The 17490-nt window shown below is 70.6% G+C and carries 12 protein-coding genes; 5 read left to right on the top strand and 7 right to left on the bottom strand.

Translation table 11 applies throughout. The annotated features are described in order from the left end of the window. Window positions 1–5 precede the first annotated feature (5 nt). Window positions 6–1844, top strand: a complete 1839-nt coding sequence (gene treS / locus KZJ41_RS06535) for a maltose alpha-D-glucosyltransferase (RefSeq protein ID WP_006946891.1) — start codon at window positions 6–8, stop codon at window positions 1842–1844. Next, window positions 1841–3238, top strand: coding sequence for a hypothetical protein (locus KZJ41_RS06530; RefSeq protein ID WP_065922950.1), 1398 nt, complete (start codon window positions 1841–1843; stop codon window positions 3236–3238). Before treS ends, KZJ41_RS06530 begins: the two co-directional genes overlap by 4 nt. Here KZJ41_RS06530 and KZJ41_RS06525 read toward each other — a convergent pair. From KZJ41_RS06525 to KZJ41_RS06500, 6 genes are all read right to left on the bottom strand, one after another. Further along, window positions 3204–5582, bottom strand: coding sequence for an MMPL family transporter (locus KZJ41_RS06525; protein WP_065922951.1), 2379 nt, complete (start codon window positions 5580–5582; stop codon window positions 3204–3206). The genes KZJ41_RS06530 and KZJ41_RS06525 overlap by 35 nt on opposite strands. A gap of 37 nt (window positions 5583–5619) precedes the next feature. Next, on the bottom strand, window positions 5620–6636 hold the full coding sequence (locus tag KZJ41_RS06520; RefSeq protein ID WP_029541754.1) for an NAD(P)/FAD-dependent oxidoreductase: 1017 nt from the start codon (window positions 6634–6636) through the stop codon (window positions 5620–5622). Next, window positions 6629–7144 (bottom strand): isoprenylcysteine carboxyl methyltransferase family protein, encoded by a 516-nt coding sequence (locus KZJ41_RS06515; protein WP_006946895.1) that lies wholly within the window; start codon window positions 7142–7144, stop codon window positions 6629–6631. The genes KZJ41_RS06520 and KZJ41_RS06515 overlap by 8 nt, the downstream gene beginning before the upstream one ends. A gap of 10 nt (window positions 7145–7154) precedes the next feature. Beyond that, a complete protein-coding gene (locus tag KZJ41_RS06510; RefSeq protein WP_232334103.1) occupies window positions 7155–8294 on the bottom strand; it encodes a type III polyketide synthase in 1140 nt (379 codons plus the stop codon). 364 nt (window positions 8295–8658) lie between these two features. Further along, a complete protein-coding gene (locus KZJ41_RS06505) occupies window positions 8659–9654 on the bottom strand; it encodes an MCE family protein (protein ID WP_006946898.1) in 996 nt (331 codons plus the stop codon). 319 nt (window positions 9655–9973) lie between these two features. Further along, window positions 9974–12400, bottom strand: a complete 2427-nt coding sequence (locus tag KZJ41_RS06500) for an ATP-dependent Clp protease ATP-binding subunit (RefSeq protein WP_029541747.1) — start codon at window positions 12398–12400, stop codon at window positions 9974–9976. 149 nt (window positions 12401–12549) lie between these two features. Between KZJ41_RS06500 and KZJ41_RS06495 the strand changes: the two genes are divergently transcribed. The 3 genes from KZJ41_RS06495 to KZJ41_RS06485 all read left to right on the top strand — a co-directional run bounded on the left by KZJ41_RS06495 (window position 12550) and on the right by KZJ41_RS06485 (window position 15898). Continuing rightward, a complete protein-coding gene (locus tag KZJ41_RS06495; RefSeq protein WP_006946904.1) occupies window positions 12550–13041 on the top strand; it encodes a MarR family winged helix-turn-helix transcriptional regulator in 492 nt (163 codons plus the stop codon). After that, window positions 13038–13460: an organic hydroperoxide resistance protein gene (locus KZJ41_RS06490; protein WP_050034692.1), complete on the top strand. Its 423-nt coding sequence runs from the start codon at window positions 13038–13040 to the stop codon at window positions 13458–13460. The genes KZJ41_RS06495 and KZJ41_RS06490 overlap by 4 nt, the downstream gene beginning before the upstream one ends. A gap of 122 nt (window positions 13461–13582) precedes the next feature. Further along, complete coding sequence (locus KZJ41_RS06485; RefSeq protein ID WP_006946907.1) at window positions 13583–15898, top strand: RNA helicase; 2316 nt, start codon at window positions 13583–13585, stop codon at window positions 15896–15898. Here the strand turns inward: KZJ41_RS06485 and KZJ41_RS06480 are convergent. Next, the gene (locus KZJ41_RS06480; protein ID WP_043799852.1) at window positions 15858–17243 is read right to left on the bottom strand and encodes a wax ester/triacylglycerol synthase family O-acyltransferase; all 1386 of its coding nucleotides are present in this window, start codon (window positions 17241–17243) and stop codon (window positions 15858–15860) included. The genes KZJ41_RS06485 and KZJ41_RS06480 overlap by 41 nt on opposite strands. Window positions 17244–17490: the final 247 nt, after the last annotated feature.

The raw sequence follows: 17490 nt of genomic DNA, 5'->3' as shown, positions 1-17490 counted from the left end.
GTGTTATGCCGCTCGAAGGTTCACACGAGTCCAGGGACCGGTCGAACGAACCGGAACACACAGCCGACGGCCATCTCGTCGAGGCCCAGTCCGAGGACTTCTCCCATGCCAGAAACCTCGCGGTGGATCCCGACTGGTTCAAGACCGCGGTGTTCTACGAGGTCCTGGTGCGCGCCTTCAACGACTCGAACCACGACGGGACGGGTGATCTGCGCGGGCTGACCGAGAAGCTCGACTACATCGCCTGGCTGGGCGCCGACTGTATCTGGCTGCCACCGTTCTACGACTCCCCGCTGCGCGACGGCGGGTACGACATCCGGGACTTCCGGGCGGTGCTCCCGGAGTTCGGCACCGTCGACGACTTCGTCACGTTCCTCGACGAGGCGCACAAGCGCGGTATCCGCGTGATCACCGACCTGGTCATGAACCACACGTCCGACACGCACGCGTGGTTCCAGGAGTCGCGTACGGACCCGGACGGCCCGTACGGCGACTTCTACGTGTGGTCCGACACCGACGAGCGCTACCCGGATGCGCGCATCATCTTCGTCGACACCGAATCCTCCAACTGGACGTGGGATCCGGTGCGCAAGCAGTACTACTGGCACCGGTTCTTCTCGCACCAGCCGGACCTGAACTACGACAATCCCGAGGTGCAGGACGCGATGATCGACGTCCTGCGCTTCTGGCTCGACCTGGGGATCGACGGGTTCCGGCTGGACGCGGTGCCCTATCTGTTCGAACGCGAGGGCACCAACTGCGAGAACCTGCCCGAGACACACGCGTTCCTGAAGAAGTGCCGCGCGGTGATCGACGCGGAGTATCCGGGCCGGGTGCTGCTGGCGGAGGCGAACCAGTGGCCCAGCGACGTGGTGGAGTACTTCGGCGAGCCGGAGGTCGGCGACGAATGCCACATGGCGTTCCACTTCCCGCTCATGCCGCGCATCTTCATGGCGGTGCGGCGCCAGAACCGGTTCCCCATCTCCGAGATCCTCGCCCAGACACCGCCGATTCCGAGCAGTGCGCAGTGGGGCATCTTCCTGCGCAACCACGACGAGCTGACCCTCGAGATGGTCACGGACGAAGAACGTGACTACATGTATGCCGAGTACGTCACCGACCCGCGGATGCGGGCGAACATCGGCATCCGGCGCCGGCTGGCCCCGCTGCTCGAGAACGACCGCAACCAGCTCGAGCTGTTCACGGCTCTGCTGTTGAGCCTGCCCGGCTCGCCGGTGCTCTACTACGGCGACGAGATCGGGATGGGCGACAACATCTGGCTCGGCGACCGCGACGCCGTGCGCACGCCGATGCAGTGGACACCCGACCGCAACGCGGGCTTCTCGCGGGCGGACCCCGCGCGGCTGTACCTGCCGACGATCATGGATCCGACCTACGGCTACCAGTCCGTGAACGTCGAGCGGCAGATGAACTCGACGAACACGCTGCTGCACTGGACGCGCCGGATGATCCAGGTCCGCAAGCAGCATCCGGCGTTCGGCAAGGCCGCCTTCACCGAATTGGGCAGCGCCAACCCGGCCGTCCTGTCGTACCTGCGGGAGATGCCGCTCGGCCCGGACCGCAACTACAGCGACGTCATCCTGTGTGTGAACAACCTGTCCCGGTATCCCCAGGCCGTCATCCTGGACCTGTCCCGGTTCGCAGGGTGGATTCCGGTGGAGCTCACCGGTTCCGTCCCGTTCCCACCGATCACGGAGGAGGGGTACATGATCACCCTGCCCGGTCACGGTTTCTATTGGTTCGCGCTGCAGCCCGATCCGACGAGGGAAGGCGTCGGCGAACATCCGGTGAGCAGCGAAGCCGAGGCGGCGGTGCAGCCATGAGGGATCCGAACGTGCAGCACTACTCCGATGCGGAGCTCGAGGCCCTGCTGGCCGAGTGGCTTCCCCACCAGCGTTGGTTCGCCGCCAAGGGCAGAACCGTCGCCGCCGTCCGGATCATGCTGCGGGAACCGCTCACCGACACCCCCGCGTTCGGAGCGGACCACCTGCTGGTGACCGTCGAGTTCGAATCCGACGCCGAGCAGATCTACCAGGTGCCGCTCGGGTATCGCCCGCACCTGCCCGACGAGCTGGCACCCTGGGCGCTGCCGCGGCCCGACGGGAGCGGCGACGACCGCCCCCACGCCTACGACGGCCTGCGCGACCAGGAGATCATCGACCTGTACGCGCACTCGATCGCCACCGGGCAGGTGTACGGCCCGGTCGAGCTGCACACCGTGCCCGGCACGGTCATCGAGGAGGGACTGCGCGGGCGGGCGCTCAGCGCCGAGCAGTCCAACACCTCCGTCGTGCTGGGCGAGCAGTTGCTGCTCAAGCTCTTCCGCCGGATCACTCCGGGCGTCAACCCCGACGTGGAACTGCACCTCGCGCTCGGCGAGGCGGGCTGCCGGTCGGTCGCCCCCGTGCGCGCGTGGATCGACGCCGAGATCGGCGGCGTGCGCACGACGCTGGCGATGGTGCAGGACTTCGCGGCCAACTCCGCCGACGGCTGGTCGATGGCTCTGGGCAGCGTGCGGGACCTGCTGCTCGAGGCCGACCTGCGGGCGGACGAGGTGGGCACGGACTTCGCCGGCGAATCGCAGCGGATGGGCGCGGCCGTGGCCGAGGTGCACGCGCTGCTGGCGCAGTCCCTCGGGACGTCGCAACGACCCGTCGGCGAGATCGTCGACGGCATGCTGCGCCGCCTGGACGCGGCCGGTGCCGTCGTACCGGAACTGGCGGAATTCGCCCCGGCGGTGCGGGAGCGGTTGGCGGAGGCGGCGGCCACCGGCACGACCACGGTGCAGCGGGTCCACGGGGACCTGCACCTCGGGCAGGTGCTGCGCACCCCGGAACACTGGCTGCTCATCGATTTCGAGGGCGAGCCCGCCAAGTCCCTCGACGAACGGCGGGAACCGGACAGCGCCCTGCGCGACGTGGCGGGGATGCTCCGCTCGTTCGACTACGCGGCCCACCACTCCCTGCACGATGCGACGTCGGAGGCCGCCGCCGCGCAACGCGAGTTCCGGGCGCAGGAATGGGCGCAGCGCAACTCCGCCGCGTTCTGCGACGGCTATGCGGGCGCGTCCGGCCCGGATCCGCGCGAGTCGGCCGCGCTGCTGCGCGCGTACGAACTGGACAAGGCCGTTTACGAGGTGGTCTACGAGGCCCGCCACCGGCCACAGTGGATCCGGCTGCCGCTCAACGCGATCCGTCGGCTGGTGCAGGCGACGTAGGGCTGTGGCCGTCGGTGGTATCCGCCAGGGGATCCTCACCCGAGGGTGCCGGGTCGTCGAGTCCGCCCCGATGCGGCCGGTGGACCGGGTCGATCGCGGCCGCCCCCCGGTCCGGGGAGGACCCTTTCCGGCGTGGTCGGCGCAGGTCCACGGAGGACCGGTGCCGGCCCGCGGCGGGTGTCGACCGGCCTCCCGCGGTGGCCCGGTGGCGCGGGCCCCGGCCCTCGGACCATCCGTGCATGATGCGTCGGTGCAGGCGTGCCAGGGGTGCCGGCGCCCACCAGTTCGCGTCGCCCATCAGCTTGATCAGTGAGGGAACCAGCAGCATGCGGACCAGCGTGGCGTCGATGACGAGGGCGAAGATCATTCCCAGTCCGATGAACCGCATGATCGTCATCGGGGAGAGCGCGAAGGCCGCGGTGACCGTACCGAGTATCAGCGCGGCGCAGGTGACGACACGACCGGTGAGGGCGGTACCGGTGTGCACCGCCGTCTCGGTCGACGCCCCCGCAGCATGCGCTTCGACCATCCGCGACATCAGGAAGATCTCGTAATCGGTCGACAGGCCGAACACGACGGCGAGGATCAACACGACCAGGGTGGGCTGGACGGGCTCCGGAGCCACACCGATGAGACCGGCGCCGTGTCCTTCCTGGAAGATCCAGGTCAGCAGCCCGAAGGTCGCCCCGAGGCTCAGTCCCGCCATGGCGACCGCCTTGACCGGCAGCACCACCGTGCCGAAGGCCAGGAACAGCAGCAGCAGTGTCGCACCCACCATGACGGCGATCATGGTGGGCAGCGCCTCGGTGATCGCGTGATTGTTGTCGGCCTCGAGGGCGAACGGTCCGCCGACCTCGATCCGGGTTCCTGCCGGCGGCGCCAGCTCACGCAGTGCTGCGACGGCCGCGTTCGCGCGCTCGACGTCCGATCGGTCGGTCACCGCCGCGGAGATGACGGTGAAATCCGAGGTCGTGGCGATGGGCTGCGCACCGGTGACCCCGTCGACGGCATCGGCCTGTGCCACGAACCCGAGGCTCGCATGCAGGGGCGGGGGCGAGCCGGCTGTTCCGTGCACCAGGACGGTGATGTCGCCACCAGGTGACCGAAATTCCTGGACCAGCTGTTCGGTGGCCGCGCGAACCGGATTGCCGGGCGGCAGCGAGGTGTAGCTGATCGAGCCGAACCGCGTCAGAACGACCGGGGCCGCGAACACCACCAGCACGAGGATGATCGGGACTGCGACGCGCAGCGGATGGCGCATCACCCGGTCGGCGACGGCTCCCCAGAATCGGTGGGCTCGCACCTCGCCGCGCTCGACCGCCCCGCGGCGCCAGGTCAGACTGTTGATCCGGGCACCCAGAACGGCCAGGGCCGCGGGCACGGCGGTCAAGGACAGCAGGGCCGCGCTGAGGGCGGCCGAGATGGCGCCCAAACCCAGCGACCGGATCACCTCCTGGGGAAAGACGAGCATTCCGGCGAAGGCACATACGAGCAGCAGCGCGGAAAAGCACACGGTGCGGCCCGCGGTGAGAACGGTCCGCCGGACCGCGTCGTTCGGCGAGGCGCCGGAGCGGAGTTCTTCCCGGAACCGACTGACGATGAACAGTCCGTAATCGATGGCCAGACCGAGACACAGAAGGGAGGTGACGTTGAGGGCAAAGGCATTGACCGCGGTGAACATGGTCAGCAGCCGAAGCGTCCCGAGCGCGCTGAGCACCGACAGCGCGGCGACGAGAACCGGCACCGCCGCGGCGGTCAGTCCGCCGAAGATCATCACCAGCAGAATCAGGGTCAGCGGAAGCGACACCGACTCGGCGACGACGAGGTCGGTCTTCAGTTGCGTGTTGAACGAATCGTCGACCACGGTCTTGCCGGTCAGCTGGGTGTCGACTCCGGGAACCTGCAGCACGGACAGCAGATCGTGGTACGGCGGCCGATCACCCGACCCGGAATGCTGCAGGGTCACCGTCGCGAGCGCTCGGGTGCCATCGGCGGAGCGCAAGTACGGTTTCTCGACCACGGGCACCGTCCAGTAGGTGTCGACGCGCTCGACCCGGGTGCGATCGAGAGCGGCGAGGTGCCCGGCCACCTCGGGTCCGATGTCGTCGATGCTCTGCCCGGGTGGGGCGGTGTAGATGGCGACGATGTCCGGCTCCCGGCGGCCGAGGTGCTCCTCGACCTGGTGCGTGACGTGCGCGGCTTCGCTCCCGTCGTCGAGGAAGCCCTCGAACCTCAGATGGGGGAAGACCCCCAGCCCCCATGCGCCGCCGAGCACCAGCGCGGTGACGGTCACGATCAGCACGAGCCACCGGCGTGCGAGAAGAAGTGCGGCCCAGCGGGTCATGGCCGTGGCGGAGGCCGGGTCGGGGACGTCGACATCGTCATCGTGCGACCTGATGGACGGCGGCAGCGAACAGGCGTGGTGACCGCGCAGCCAGCGGCACGATGACAGGGCCGAGGCGGGGTTGCCGACGCGCCCACAGCAGGGAGGAGGTCAGCAGGCGTGAGCGCCGCGACGCCCGCGACCATGCCCGTTCGTAGCGTGCCGGTTGCCCGCATTCGAGGCACTGCACAAGGGCGCGTGCGCATTTCAGAGCGACGTCGATGCCTTCGCCGGTGATCGCGTCCACGTATCCGGCCGCGTCGCCGACGAGCAGCACACGGCCCGCGACGCGGGCCCTGGCGTCCTGACGCATCGGTCCCGCCCCCCGGACGGCGGTCGCCGCGGTGTCGGGGAGCCGCTGGGCAAGGGCGGGGAATTCGGCCAGCTGCCGGGCGAACGACCCGCGGGTAGCGGAGAGCAGCGCCACGCCGACGAGGCGGGGACCGACCGGGGTGACGTAGGCCTCGCGGTCGCGGGCCCAATGCACTTCCACGAAGTCGGTCCATGGGGCCACCTCGAAGTGCCGGCGTAACCCCCACCTGTGGTGACCGGACGGTGGGCGGTCCAGGCCCAGCTGCCGTCGGATGGCGGAGTGCAGCCCGTCGGCCGCGACGAGGTACCGCGCCGTGGCGCCTGCGGCCGTCACGCACCGGGCATCCTGCGTGATCTCGGAGACCCGGCGCTGCAGCACCGGAACACCTCGCGTCACGACCTCGGACTGCAATGCTGCCTGCAGATCGGTGCGGCGCACCCCCAAGCCGTGGCCGTCGCGGAAGACGGCCTCGGCCCGGCAGTGCCCGTCCGTGTACCGGATCCCCCGGAGGGGATGTCCGTCGACCGGCACACCGAGTTCGCGCAGGCAGGCGACCGCGCCCGGCATCAGACCCTCCCCGCAGGCCTTGTCGATCGGCGACGGCCTCGACTCGATCACGACCGTATCGAGGCCGGCCCGGGCGGAATACAGGGCCGTGGCCAGCCCGGCGGGGCCGGCGCCGACGACGATCAGGTCATGCATCGCGCACCAGTTCGCGCAGGGCGGCGTTCTCGGCGCGGATCCGCACCCGAAGTACCACGGCATCGAGCGCAGTGAAGGTCACCGCGGTCACCCACGCGGAGTGGACGAGCGGCAGTGCCGCACCCTCGACGACGACGGCCACGTAGTTGGGGTGCCGGAGCCGGCGGTACGGCCCACGGCGGATCAGGGGCAATCCGGGCACGATCACGATGCGGGTGTTCCAGCGGTGTCCGAGGGTGAGGATGCACCACCATCTCAGGCACTGCGACGCCAGGACGAGTGCCAGCATCGGCCGGCCGAGAGCCGGCACGTACCGGCGGCCGACGCCGAACGTCTCGATCAGGCATCCGGCCAGCAGCCCCGCGTGCAGTGACGCCATCACCGGATAGTGTCCGCGGCCGCTCTCCCGGCCCCCGCGCTCCATGCTCCACGCCAGGTTCCGCCGGGACACCACCAGCTCGGCGAGCCGCTCCGTGGCGACCGCGGCGACGAGCAGGAGATAGAACATGGCGTCCGCGCTACCACTCGAGGAGGACGAGTTCGGAGCAGAACCCCGGCCCCATGGCCATCATGAGCCCCGGAGTGCCCGGTTCCGGGGGGCGCTGTTCGAGCGTGTCCCGCAGCACGTGCAGGACCGACGACGAGGACAGGTTCCCCACCGCGGCCAGCGACCGGCGGGTCATCTCCAACGCCTGCGACGACAGACCGAGCACGGACTCGACCGCGCGGATCACCCTCGGCCCTCCCGGATGGCAGACCCAGGCGGTGATGTCGTCCGTCCGCAATCCGTGTTCGGCCAGGAACGAGCGGACGTCCGCACCGAGGTACTTTTCGATCACGGCGGGCACCTGGGCATCGAGGACGATCTTCAGGCCGCTCGACCCCACATCCCACCCCATGGTCCGCTCGGTGTCCGGGTACAGGTGGCTGCGCGACGCGATCACCCGGGGCCCGCGCGCCCGGGTCCGTTCGGCGCGCCGGGCACCGACGGCCGCCACCGCTGCCGCACCGTCGCCGAACAGCCCGGTCGCCACGAGATTGGCGATGGAGTGATCGTTGCGCTGCACCGTCAGCGAACACAGTTCCACGGACAGCAGGACGGCCACGTCGTCGGGGTGCCCGAGCAGATAGTCGTACAGACGCGCTGTTCCCGCCGCACCGGCAACGCACCCGAGCCCGAAGATCGGCACCCGTTTGACGTCGGGTCGCAGCCCGACCCGATACGCGATCCGGGCCTCCATCGACGGGGCGGCGACACCGGTGACCGTGGTGGACATGATCAAGTCCACCTCGTCGGGTCGAATCCCGGACTGGGCGAGCGCGCCGGTCACGGCGGCCGCACCCAACTCGATCGCACCTTCGATGAACGTGTTGTTGCAATCGTCGAAGTCGTGCAGCTCCGGATAGCGCTCGAGCGGGCGCACCAGGTGCCGCGTCCGGACCTCGGCATTGGCGTGCAGCCGCTGCAGCAACCTGATGTCGCCGTCCTCGCCGAGGCAGTAGTCGGCGAACATCTTGGTGAGCTCGGCCTGAGCGTAACGGTGCGGTGGTACGACGCCGCACACCCCCGCCAGCGTCGTCCCCTCGACGAGGGGTTTCGGTGTGGAGCGCTGCCCCGGAGCGGCCCGGGGGTCTGCCTGCAGGTTGACGATGCTCATGAGTGACTCCTCGCATCGCGCGGCTTGTGGCGCCGCGCCACTTACCCAGCTCGACACTTGTCCGGGATCGGGAGCCTCGATAGCCACCCTAGGGGTGAGAAGTGTGACCCTGGGGTGAGAGCCGGGAGCGCGGGGACGTCCGGTTCGGAACCCGGAACGGCGTCCCGCCGCCGGGGCCACGTCTTCGGAGCGTGCGGCCGCTATGGGACGTGGGCGCCGGACCGAACGATCATCTCTCGGTTGGGGATGCCGGTGCAACTGCTCGGATGTGCAGTCCCGTGTCGGCGAGCGGAGGTGGGCCGGTGGCGGTGCGGGCGAAGCGGCGTGACCTGTCTGCGCTGCGGCCTCATGCGACGTCTGCCGGTCAATTGCCTTCCATCGTGCGAATGGGACTGCGCGGCGCCGAAATATCCGGCAACCCGGGCGGGGTGAGATTCACGATGACTCCCTCGAACCAGCGCCCGTTGCCGATGATGTTCGTGTACATGCGGATGAAGGGGTAGTACAGCTCCAGCGCCCGGTTCAGGTCGTCGTTGCGGGCGTCGAGGATCTGCACGACGCCGCGGAGTTGTTCGAGTGCCGGTCCGATGGTGGCTTCGTTGTCGCGCACGAGTCCGGTCAGTTGCCGGGACAGGCGCTGGGTTCCGGTGAGCAGCTGGGAGATCGCCTGCTGCCGGCTGTTCAGTTCCCCGATGAGCAGTCCGGCGTCGGTGATCAGTTGAGTGAATTCGGCATTGCGGTCGGCCAGCACCCCTGTGGTGTGCTCGGTCGCGTCGAGCAGTCTGCGCAATTCTCGGTCGCGGCTCGCGATGGTCTGTGAGAGTCGGGTGACGCCGTCGAGGGAGGCGCGGATGTCGTCGGAGGTGTTGTCGAATGCCTGGGACAACACCGTCAGGCTCTGGGCGAGTTGGGTGGAGTCGATCTCCCCGATGGTCTGTGCCGCCGCCGAGAAGGCCTCGAGCACGTCGTAGGGAGACGTGGTGCGGTCGCGTGGGATCACCTCCCGCGGATTCAGGACCTCGGAGCCACGGGGGTCGAGGGCCAGGTACTTCTGCCCCAGGATCGTCTTGATCTGTATGGAGGCGGAGGTGTTGTCACCGATCCACGCGTCCTTGGCTCCGAACGTCACCTCGACGTGGTCGCCTTCGAGTTCGACCGACATGACCTTGCCGACCTTGACACCGGCGATCCGGACTTCGTTGCCAGGTCTCAGGCCCGCTGCTTCGGTGAACTCGGCACGGTAGAGGGCGCCGGCTCCCAGGAGCGGTAGCGAATCGAAGGAGAAGACCGCCAGCGTCGCCAACAGCATCACGAGGATGGCGAGGGCCCCCACCGCGGCCGGGCTGCGAGGTTCGGCCATGGCGTCTGCAACTCCTCCTCGTCGACCGCGATCCGCGTCTCCCCCTGCTGCACATCCACCTGGGCGGCTCCTTCGTTGCGACCCCGGGCCCGCACGGGATCGCAGACCGCTGCCCAGTCAGTGTGATCACTGTCACTGCGGGTGACAAGTTGCGCGCCCGGACAACGGACAAATGCCGCAGGGGCCGGTGGAACAGGGCCGCGTCGCCGACGCCCGGTCGGAGCCGGGCTCGACGACGACCCGCGGACCCGTTGCACAGCACGCGGGGCGGTGACCGGTTCCGGTCACCGCCCCGCGTGCCTGCGCGTCGGTGGCAGCGTCAGCGCACCATCAGGTCCAGTTCGTCGTCGGCGACGTCGACTCGGACCTGCCCACCCTCGACGAGCACGTCGTCGAGCAGCAGGTCGGCGATGCGGTCGTCCACGGCGCGCTGGATGGACCGGCGCAACGGCCGCGCCCCGAACTCCGGCTGGTGGCCGTGCTCGGCAATCCAGTCGACGGCGGCCTCGGTGAACTCGATCTCGATTCCCTTGGCGTGCAGTCGCTTGCGGCTGTCGTCCAACAGCAGGTCGGTGATCCGGTGCAGCTGCTCGGTGTCGAGCCTGCGGAAGATCACGATCTCGTCGATGCGATTGAGGAACTCCGGCCGCATCGACTCGCGCAGACGACCCATCACCCGGTCCCGCAGCGGCTTCTCGGCCGCCTCGGCGTCCCCGGTGCTGAAGCCCAGCGCCCCGCCGCGGCTCGAGATGATGTCCGAGCCGAGGTTGCTGGTCATGATCACCACGGTGTTGGTGAAGTCGACCGTGCGGCCCTGGCCGTCGGTGAGCCGGCCGTCGTCGAGCACCTGCAGCAGGGTGTTGAACACGTCCGGGTGCGCCTTCTCGATCTCGTCGAGCAGCACGACCGAGTACGGGTTGCGCCGCACCTGCTCGGTGAGCTGACCCGCCTCGCCGTAGCCGACGTAGCCCGGGGGCGCCCCCACGAGGCGGCTGACGGTGTGCCGCTCGCCGAACTCGCTCATGTCCACCCGCAGCATCTTGCGTTCGTCGCCGAACAGCACCTCCGCCAGCGCCTTCGCCAGCTCGGTCTTGCCGACGCCGGTGGGACCCAGGAACAGGAAGCTGCCGACCGGCCGATGCGGATCGCTCATGCCGGCGCGGCTGCGCCGCACGGCCCGGGCCACGGCCCGGACGGCCTCGTCCTGCCCGACGACGCGCCGGTGCAGTTCGTCCTCGAGGCCGCGCAGCCGCTCCTTCTCCGCCTGGGTCATCCGCGTCGCCGGGATGCCGGTGGCGCGGGAGACGACCTCGGCGATCAGTTCCGCGGTCACCTCGGGCACCTCGGCACCGGCGGGGGCGCCGGCATCGAGACGGGCCTGCACCTCGGTGATCTGGTCGCGCAGTCGCGAGGCCTGCTCGTAGCGTTCCGCCGCGACGGCCCGGTCCTTGTCGGCCTCGAGCCGGGCCAGCTGCTCGCGCAACGCCTTCTCGTCGACGCGCGGTGAGCGCAGCCGCAGCCGGGCACCGGCCTGGTCGATCAGGTCGATCGCCTTGTCGGGCAGGTGCCGGTCCGGCAGGTACCGCACCGACAGGTCCACGGCGGCGTCGAGCGCGTCGTCGGTGTACCGCACACCGTGGTGTTCGGCGTAGCGGTCCCGCAGGCCGCGCAGGATCGCGACCGCGTCGTCGTGGCCGGGTTCGCCGACGGTGACCGGCTGGAAGCGGCGCTCGAGCGCCGGATCCTTCTCGATGTGCTTGCGGTACTCGTCGAGCGTGGTGGCGCCGACGATGTGCAGTTCCCCGCGGGCGAGCTTGGGCTTGAGAATGTTGCCGGCATCCATCGCGCCTTCGTTGCCGCCGCCCGCGCCGACGACGGTGTGGATCTCGTCGACGAAGACGATCAGCTCGTCCGAGTGCGCGGCGATCTCGTCGAGCACCTTGGTCAGCCGCTCCTCGAAGTCGCCGCGGTACCGGGTGCCGGCGACCATACCGGTCAGGTCGAGCTGCACGATCCGCTTGCCGCGCAGGCTGTCCGGGACGTCGCCGTCGACGACGCGCTGGGCCAGACCCTCGACGATCGCGGTCTTGCCGACACCGGCCTCACCGACCAGAACCGGGTTGTTCTTGGTGCGGCGGGAGAGGATCTCGACGGTCTGCTCGATCTCGTCGGCACGGCCGATGACGGGGTCGATGCCGCCGCCGCGGGCACGCTCGGTCAGGTCTACGCCGTACTTGTCCAGGGTGGGGGTGGCGGACTGCTCCTGCGCCGCCTCGGCGGGCGCGGCGGGCTGCAGGGCGGCCTGGAGCGACTGAGCGGTGATCCCGGCCGAGACGAGCAGCCCTCCGACCCCGTGTTCCTGGTCGGCGGCGAGGGCCACGAACAGGTGCTGGGGTTCGATGTAGGTCGCGCCGAGGGCGCGCGTGAGCTGGTGCGCCTCGAGCAGCACCGTCTTGATCGCGCCGGTGAGGGCGGGAGCGGTGACCGCGGTGCGGGTCTGTTCCTGCGGGAGCCGTTGCTCCACCGCGGCCAGGACCTCGGCGGGATCGGCCCCGGCGCGGGTCATGACCGACCGGACCGGGTCCTGTTCCGCCATCACGTGCAGGACGTGGAGCGCGTCGAGGTCCGTGTCGCCGCGTTCGGCGGCGAATCGGGCCGCAGCGGCCATGAGTTCCTGGGTGCCACGGCTCAGGTAGCGGGTGATGTCGATACGCCCAGGGCCACCAGGCCCGAAGAATGCCGGCATTCCGAAGCCTCTCTCTCGGACTTGAGTCTTTCTCACTCAACTAACGTGTCGGGTCCCCTGTCAATTCCACAGATGGTGTGATGTGCGCCATATCCTTGAGGCCCGAATTTCAGTTGTGCACAACATAGCGGTGCGCTACTTTATTTCTCGTGTCCGACGATCTCGCGCTCGACCGGCAGGTCTGCTTCGCGCTCTACTCCGCCTCCCGGGCCACCACCGCCGCCTACCGCGGCATGCTCGACCGGCTCGGCGTCACCTACCCGCAGTACCTCGTACTCCTGGCCCTGTGGGAACAGGAAAGCCGCGGGGACCACAGCGGCCGCGGCGTCCGCGACCTGTGCGACGCCCTCGACCTCGACACCGGCACCCTCTCCCCGCTCCTCAAGCGGCTCGAGAGCGCCGGACTGCTCGAACGCCGGCGGCAGAGCAGCGACGAGCGCCGCGTGCAGATCCACCTCACCGAGGCCGGGCGCGAGCTGCGCGCCCGCGCCGAGGACATCCCCGCGCGCATGGCCCGCGCGAGCGGCCTCGCGGCCGACGAGCTGGCCGCCCTTCGCGACACGCTCCACCGCATGACCGAGGCGCTGCACCGCCCCGAAACACCCGATCCCCATCCCGCCACCCCACAGGAGAAGCCATGAACGTGCTCTACACCGCCGAAGCACTCGCCACCGGAGAGGGTCGCAACGGCCGCGCCCGGACCTCCGACGGCAAGCTCGACCTGGGCCTCGCCATCCCCACCGAAATGGGCGGCACCGGCGAGGGCACCAATCCCGAGCAGCTCTTCGCCGCGGGATACGCCGCCTGCTTCCACTCGGCGCTGCAGCTCGTCGCCCGGCAGGACAAGGCCGACGTCGCCGACTCGGCGGTCGGAGCACGCGTCGGCATCGGCCGCACCGACGGCGGCGGCTTCGGCCTGAAGGTCACGCTCGAGGTGTCGCTGCCCCACGTGCCGCGCGCACAAGCCCTCGAACTGACCGAGAAGGCCCACCAGGTGTGCCCGTACTCGAACGCCACCCGCGGCAACATCGAGGTCGACCTCGAGGTCACCGAGGACTGACCCGCGCGGCTCGCCGCGGTCACTCTCGCGCGGCTCGCCGCGGTCACTCTCGCGCGGCTCGCCGCGGTCACTCTCGCGCGGCTCGCCGCGGTCCGTCCCCAGGCACGCGTAGCGTGGATTGCGTGTGCAGGCAGGACGGGCCGCGGCTCGCGCAGTTCACCGCGGGACTCGGCTTCACGCTCGACGACTTCCAGGTCCGCGCCTGTCGCGCTCTCGACGAGGGCCGGGACGTGCTCGTCTGTGCCCCCACCGGCGCCGGCAAGACGATCGTCGGCGAGTTCGCGGTGCACCTGGCGCTCGCCGCCGGCGGCAAGTGCTTCTACACGACGCCCATCAAGGCCCTGAGCAACCAGAAGCACGCCGACCTCGCCGCGCAACTCGGGGACGAGCGGGTCGGCCTGCTCACCGGAGACGTCTCGGTCGACCCGCACGCACCCGTGGTCGTCATGACGACCGAGGTGCTGCGCAGCATGCTGCACGGCCGCTCGCCCCTGCTCGACGGGCTCACCCACGTCGTGATGGACGAGGTCCACTACCTCGCCGACCGCGAGCGCGGCGCGGTGTGGGAGGAGGCCATCCTCTATCTACCCGGCACCGTGCGCCTGGTGAGCCTGTCCGCGACGGTCAGCAACGCCGAGGAGTTCGGTGCCTGGCTGGGCCGGGTCCGCGGCGCGACCACCGTCGTCGTCGAGGAGACCCGGCCGGTTCCGCTGCACCAGCACGTGCTCGCCGGGGGCCGGCTGTTCGACCTGTTCTCCCCCACCACCGGTGCGATCGACGAGAACCTCGTGCGGTACGTCGCGCATCGCCAGCTCGTCGACGCCGCCCCCGCCGTCCCGTCGCGTCGCCGGCGCCGCCGCACGGCCACGCCCGGCCCGGCCGGCGTCGACCGGCCCGAGCTCGTCGCGCGGCTCGAGGCCGAGTCGCTGCTGCCGGCGATCTGGTTCCGCTTCAGCCGCAGCGGCTGCGACGAGGCCGTCGCCGAATGCCTGCGCTCGTCGCTGCGGCTCACCGAGGCCGCCGACGTCACCCGCATCCGCCGCATCGTCGACCGGCACACCGCCGGCCTCTCCCCCGCCGACCTCGACGCGCTCGGATTCGCCGACTGGCTCGACGGACTCGAACGCGGCTTCGCCGCCCATCACGCGGGCATGGTGCCGGTATTCCGGCACGCCGTGGAGGAGCTGTTCGGCCTCGGCCTCGTCCGGATCGTCTTCGCCACGGAGACCCTCGCCGTGGGCGTCAACATGCCCGCACGGACAGTCGTGCTCGAACGCCTCGTCAAGCACACCACCGCCGGGCCGGTCCGCCTCACCGCCGGCGAGTACACCCAGTTGACGGGACGGGCCGGCCGTCGCGGCATCGATCGGGAGGGCCACGCGGTCGTGCTGTGGAGCCCGGAGGTGCAGCCGGCCACCGTCGCGGGGCTCGCCTCCACCCGCACCTACCCGCTGAACAGCTCCCTGCGGGTGGGCTACAACACCGCTGTCAACCTCGTCGACCGGCTCGGCGTCGCCGGAGCCCGGGACCTGCTCGGCCGGTCCTTCGCCCAGTTCCAGGCGGAGCATTCGGTGGCCGCGCTGGCCACCGCGGCGACGACGAACGCGGCGACGCTCCACCGGCTCGACGACGAACTCGGGGACGCCGAGGGTTTCGCCGAGTACCAGCAGTTGCGCGAGCGGCTGGCCGCGGCGCGCACCAGCGGCACCGCCGACGCGGTGACCGCTCTCGCGCGGGCCGTGCGTTCGCACCCCGGGCACCGGCACGCCGATCGGGAACGCCTGATCACCGTCGCCGAGCGCCGTCGCGCGCTGGCCGCCGACACCGAGGTGCTGCGCGGGCAGGTCGCCGCCGCCACCGGCCGGCTCGTGGAGACGTTCGACCGTGTCCTCGGGCTGCTCGACGAACGCGGGTACATCCTGTCCGACCCGTACACCGGCGAGGCGGTGGCCACCGACCACGGCCGGATGCTGGGCCGGATTTATTGCGGCAGCGACCTTCTCGTTGCCGAGTGCCTGAGAACCGGCGTGTGGGCGGGCCTCGATCCGGCCGAGCTGGCCGCCGTCGTGTCGAGTGTGCTCGGCGAATCGCGACGGCCGGCGCCCGGCGGCGGAGCCCCCACGGCCGGTGTCGACGCCGCGTACCGCGCGACGGTCCGGCTGTGGCGGGAACTGTCCGACGCGGAGCGCCGGCACGGCCTGCCCGCGGGCCCCGAACCGGATCCGGTGGCGATGCGCGCGATCCACCGGTGGGCCCGTGGCGACGGCGTGTCCGCGGCCCTGCGCGAGGCGGCGGAGTCGGATCTGTCGGCGGGCGATCTCGTCCGGCGCTACCTGCGCACCCTCGACCTGCTCGGGCAGATCGGCAGGGGCGAGTGCCCGGTGGAGCCGGCCGGCTTCACCGCGGCCGGGTACCCACAGCGCTCTCCAGTTCGGTGAGCGCGCCCTCGAGGAGCTCGACCAGCCGGTCGAGGGCGGGCACCGCGTGGCGGTCGCCGACCACCCCGAGATCGAGCCGGCCGTCGTTCCCGGTGAGGGTGATGCTCAGTGCCTGCCCGTTCAGCACGGCCGGCACGGGGTAGATGCCGGTCAGCCGCGCACCGTTCCAGTACCGGGTGCGGGAAGGTCCCGGCAGGTAGGAGATCAGCACGTTGAACGGCGGCGGGATCTCGTCGACGAACCGCCGCACCGGCTCGAGCGCGAGCGGGCTCAGCGACAACGCGCTGAGCATCAGGAACTGGGTTCCGCTCAGCGCGGTGACCACCCGGTCGGTGTGGACGAGCGAGTCGGCGATCCGGGCGAGCCGCACCGCGGGATCGGGTTCGTCGGTGGCCAGGCCGATCACCATCGCTCCGACGCCGGGTTCGCGGCCGCCGGGACCGACCGCGGCGCCACCGAGGTTCATCGGCACCGGGAGCATCGCGGTCAGCGGTGCCTCCGGGAGCGCGTACCGCTCGGACAGATACGCGCGCAGGCCGCCGGCGCACATCGTCAGCACGACCGCGTCGATCGTGGTGTCCGCCGACGTCGCAACCGAGTGGAGCCGCTCGATCGGCCAGGAGCGCGCCGCGAGGGTCCGGCCCCGCCCCACTGCGACGTTGAACATCGTGGGCGGCGTCTGCCACGGCAGCGCCACCTGGTGCCGGCGCACGCCCTCCGTGACCAGCCTGCCGATCTCCGGGGTCATCGCGAACACCTCCGCGCCGACCCGGAGCCCGGCGCGCAGCCACGAGGTGGGAAGGGGCGACAGCCGAGCCCGGGGGGCCACCACCTCCGGGCTCCACGGCGCGGGGCAGTCGCGGGCGCCGGGGTCGGTGGACATGCTCCGGTGCAGCAGGCGCAGGCCGGCCGGGCCGTCGGCGAGGGACAGGTGGATCTTCGCGTACATCGCGGTGCGCCCGTCCTCGAGTCCCTCGATGACGTACACCTCCCACATCGGGTGGAGCGGGTCGAGCGGGGAGCCGTGGATCCGGGAGACGAGGGCCAGCAGGTCGGCCATCGAACCGGATCCGGGCACGGCGGTGTGACGTACGTGAAACCGCAGGTCGACGTCCTCGGGACGCGACCACCACGGGTAGCCGGCCCCGCGCAGCGTCCGCACCGGACGCCGGCGCAGCGCATCCGCCACCTCGTCGTGGGCGAGCAGGGTCTCGTACATGCGACGGGCATGGTCGTCCCCGGCATCCGGCGGGGGCTCGAACAACGCGAGAGCCCCGAGGTGCAGTGGACGCGACGAGGTTTCGAGCAGCACGAACAGCGCCTCGGGAAGGCTCATCACCTGCATTCCCCCATCGTGGCGCCGAAACAGCCCGCGCGTGCGGTAACCCGGCCATCTCCGCAGGGACGTGCCCGCGACGCGCGGAAATGGTGTGACGTCTCCGCGCCGCGGGGACTACCCCTCGTCCAGTCCCGGACGACGCGGAGACGTAGGGGGCCGGGACTCCCCGCTCGCATGCCAGGCGGAGTGACCTCCCTGCCGGGATCGCGGCCCGAAGCGACGATAGCAACAAACCGGTCGCACGGTATGTCTT

Source organism: Rhodococcus sp. 11-3 (genome assembly GCF_023704055.1).
GTDB classification, from domain to species: Bacteria; Actinomycetota; Actinomycetes; order Mycobacteriales; family Mycobacteriaceae; genus Rhodococcus; species Rhodococcus aetherivorans.
This window is presented reverse-complemented; position numbering and strand designations above follow the sequence as displayed.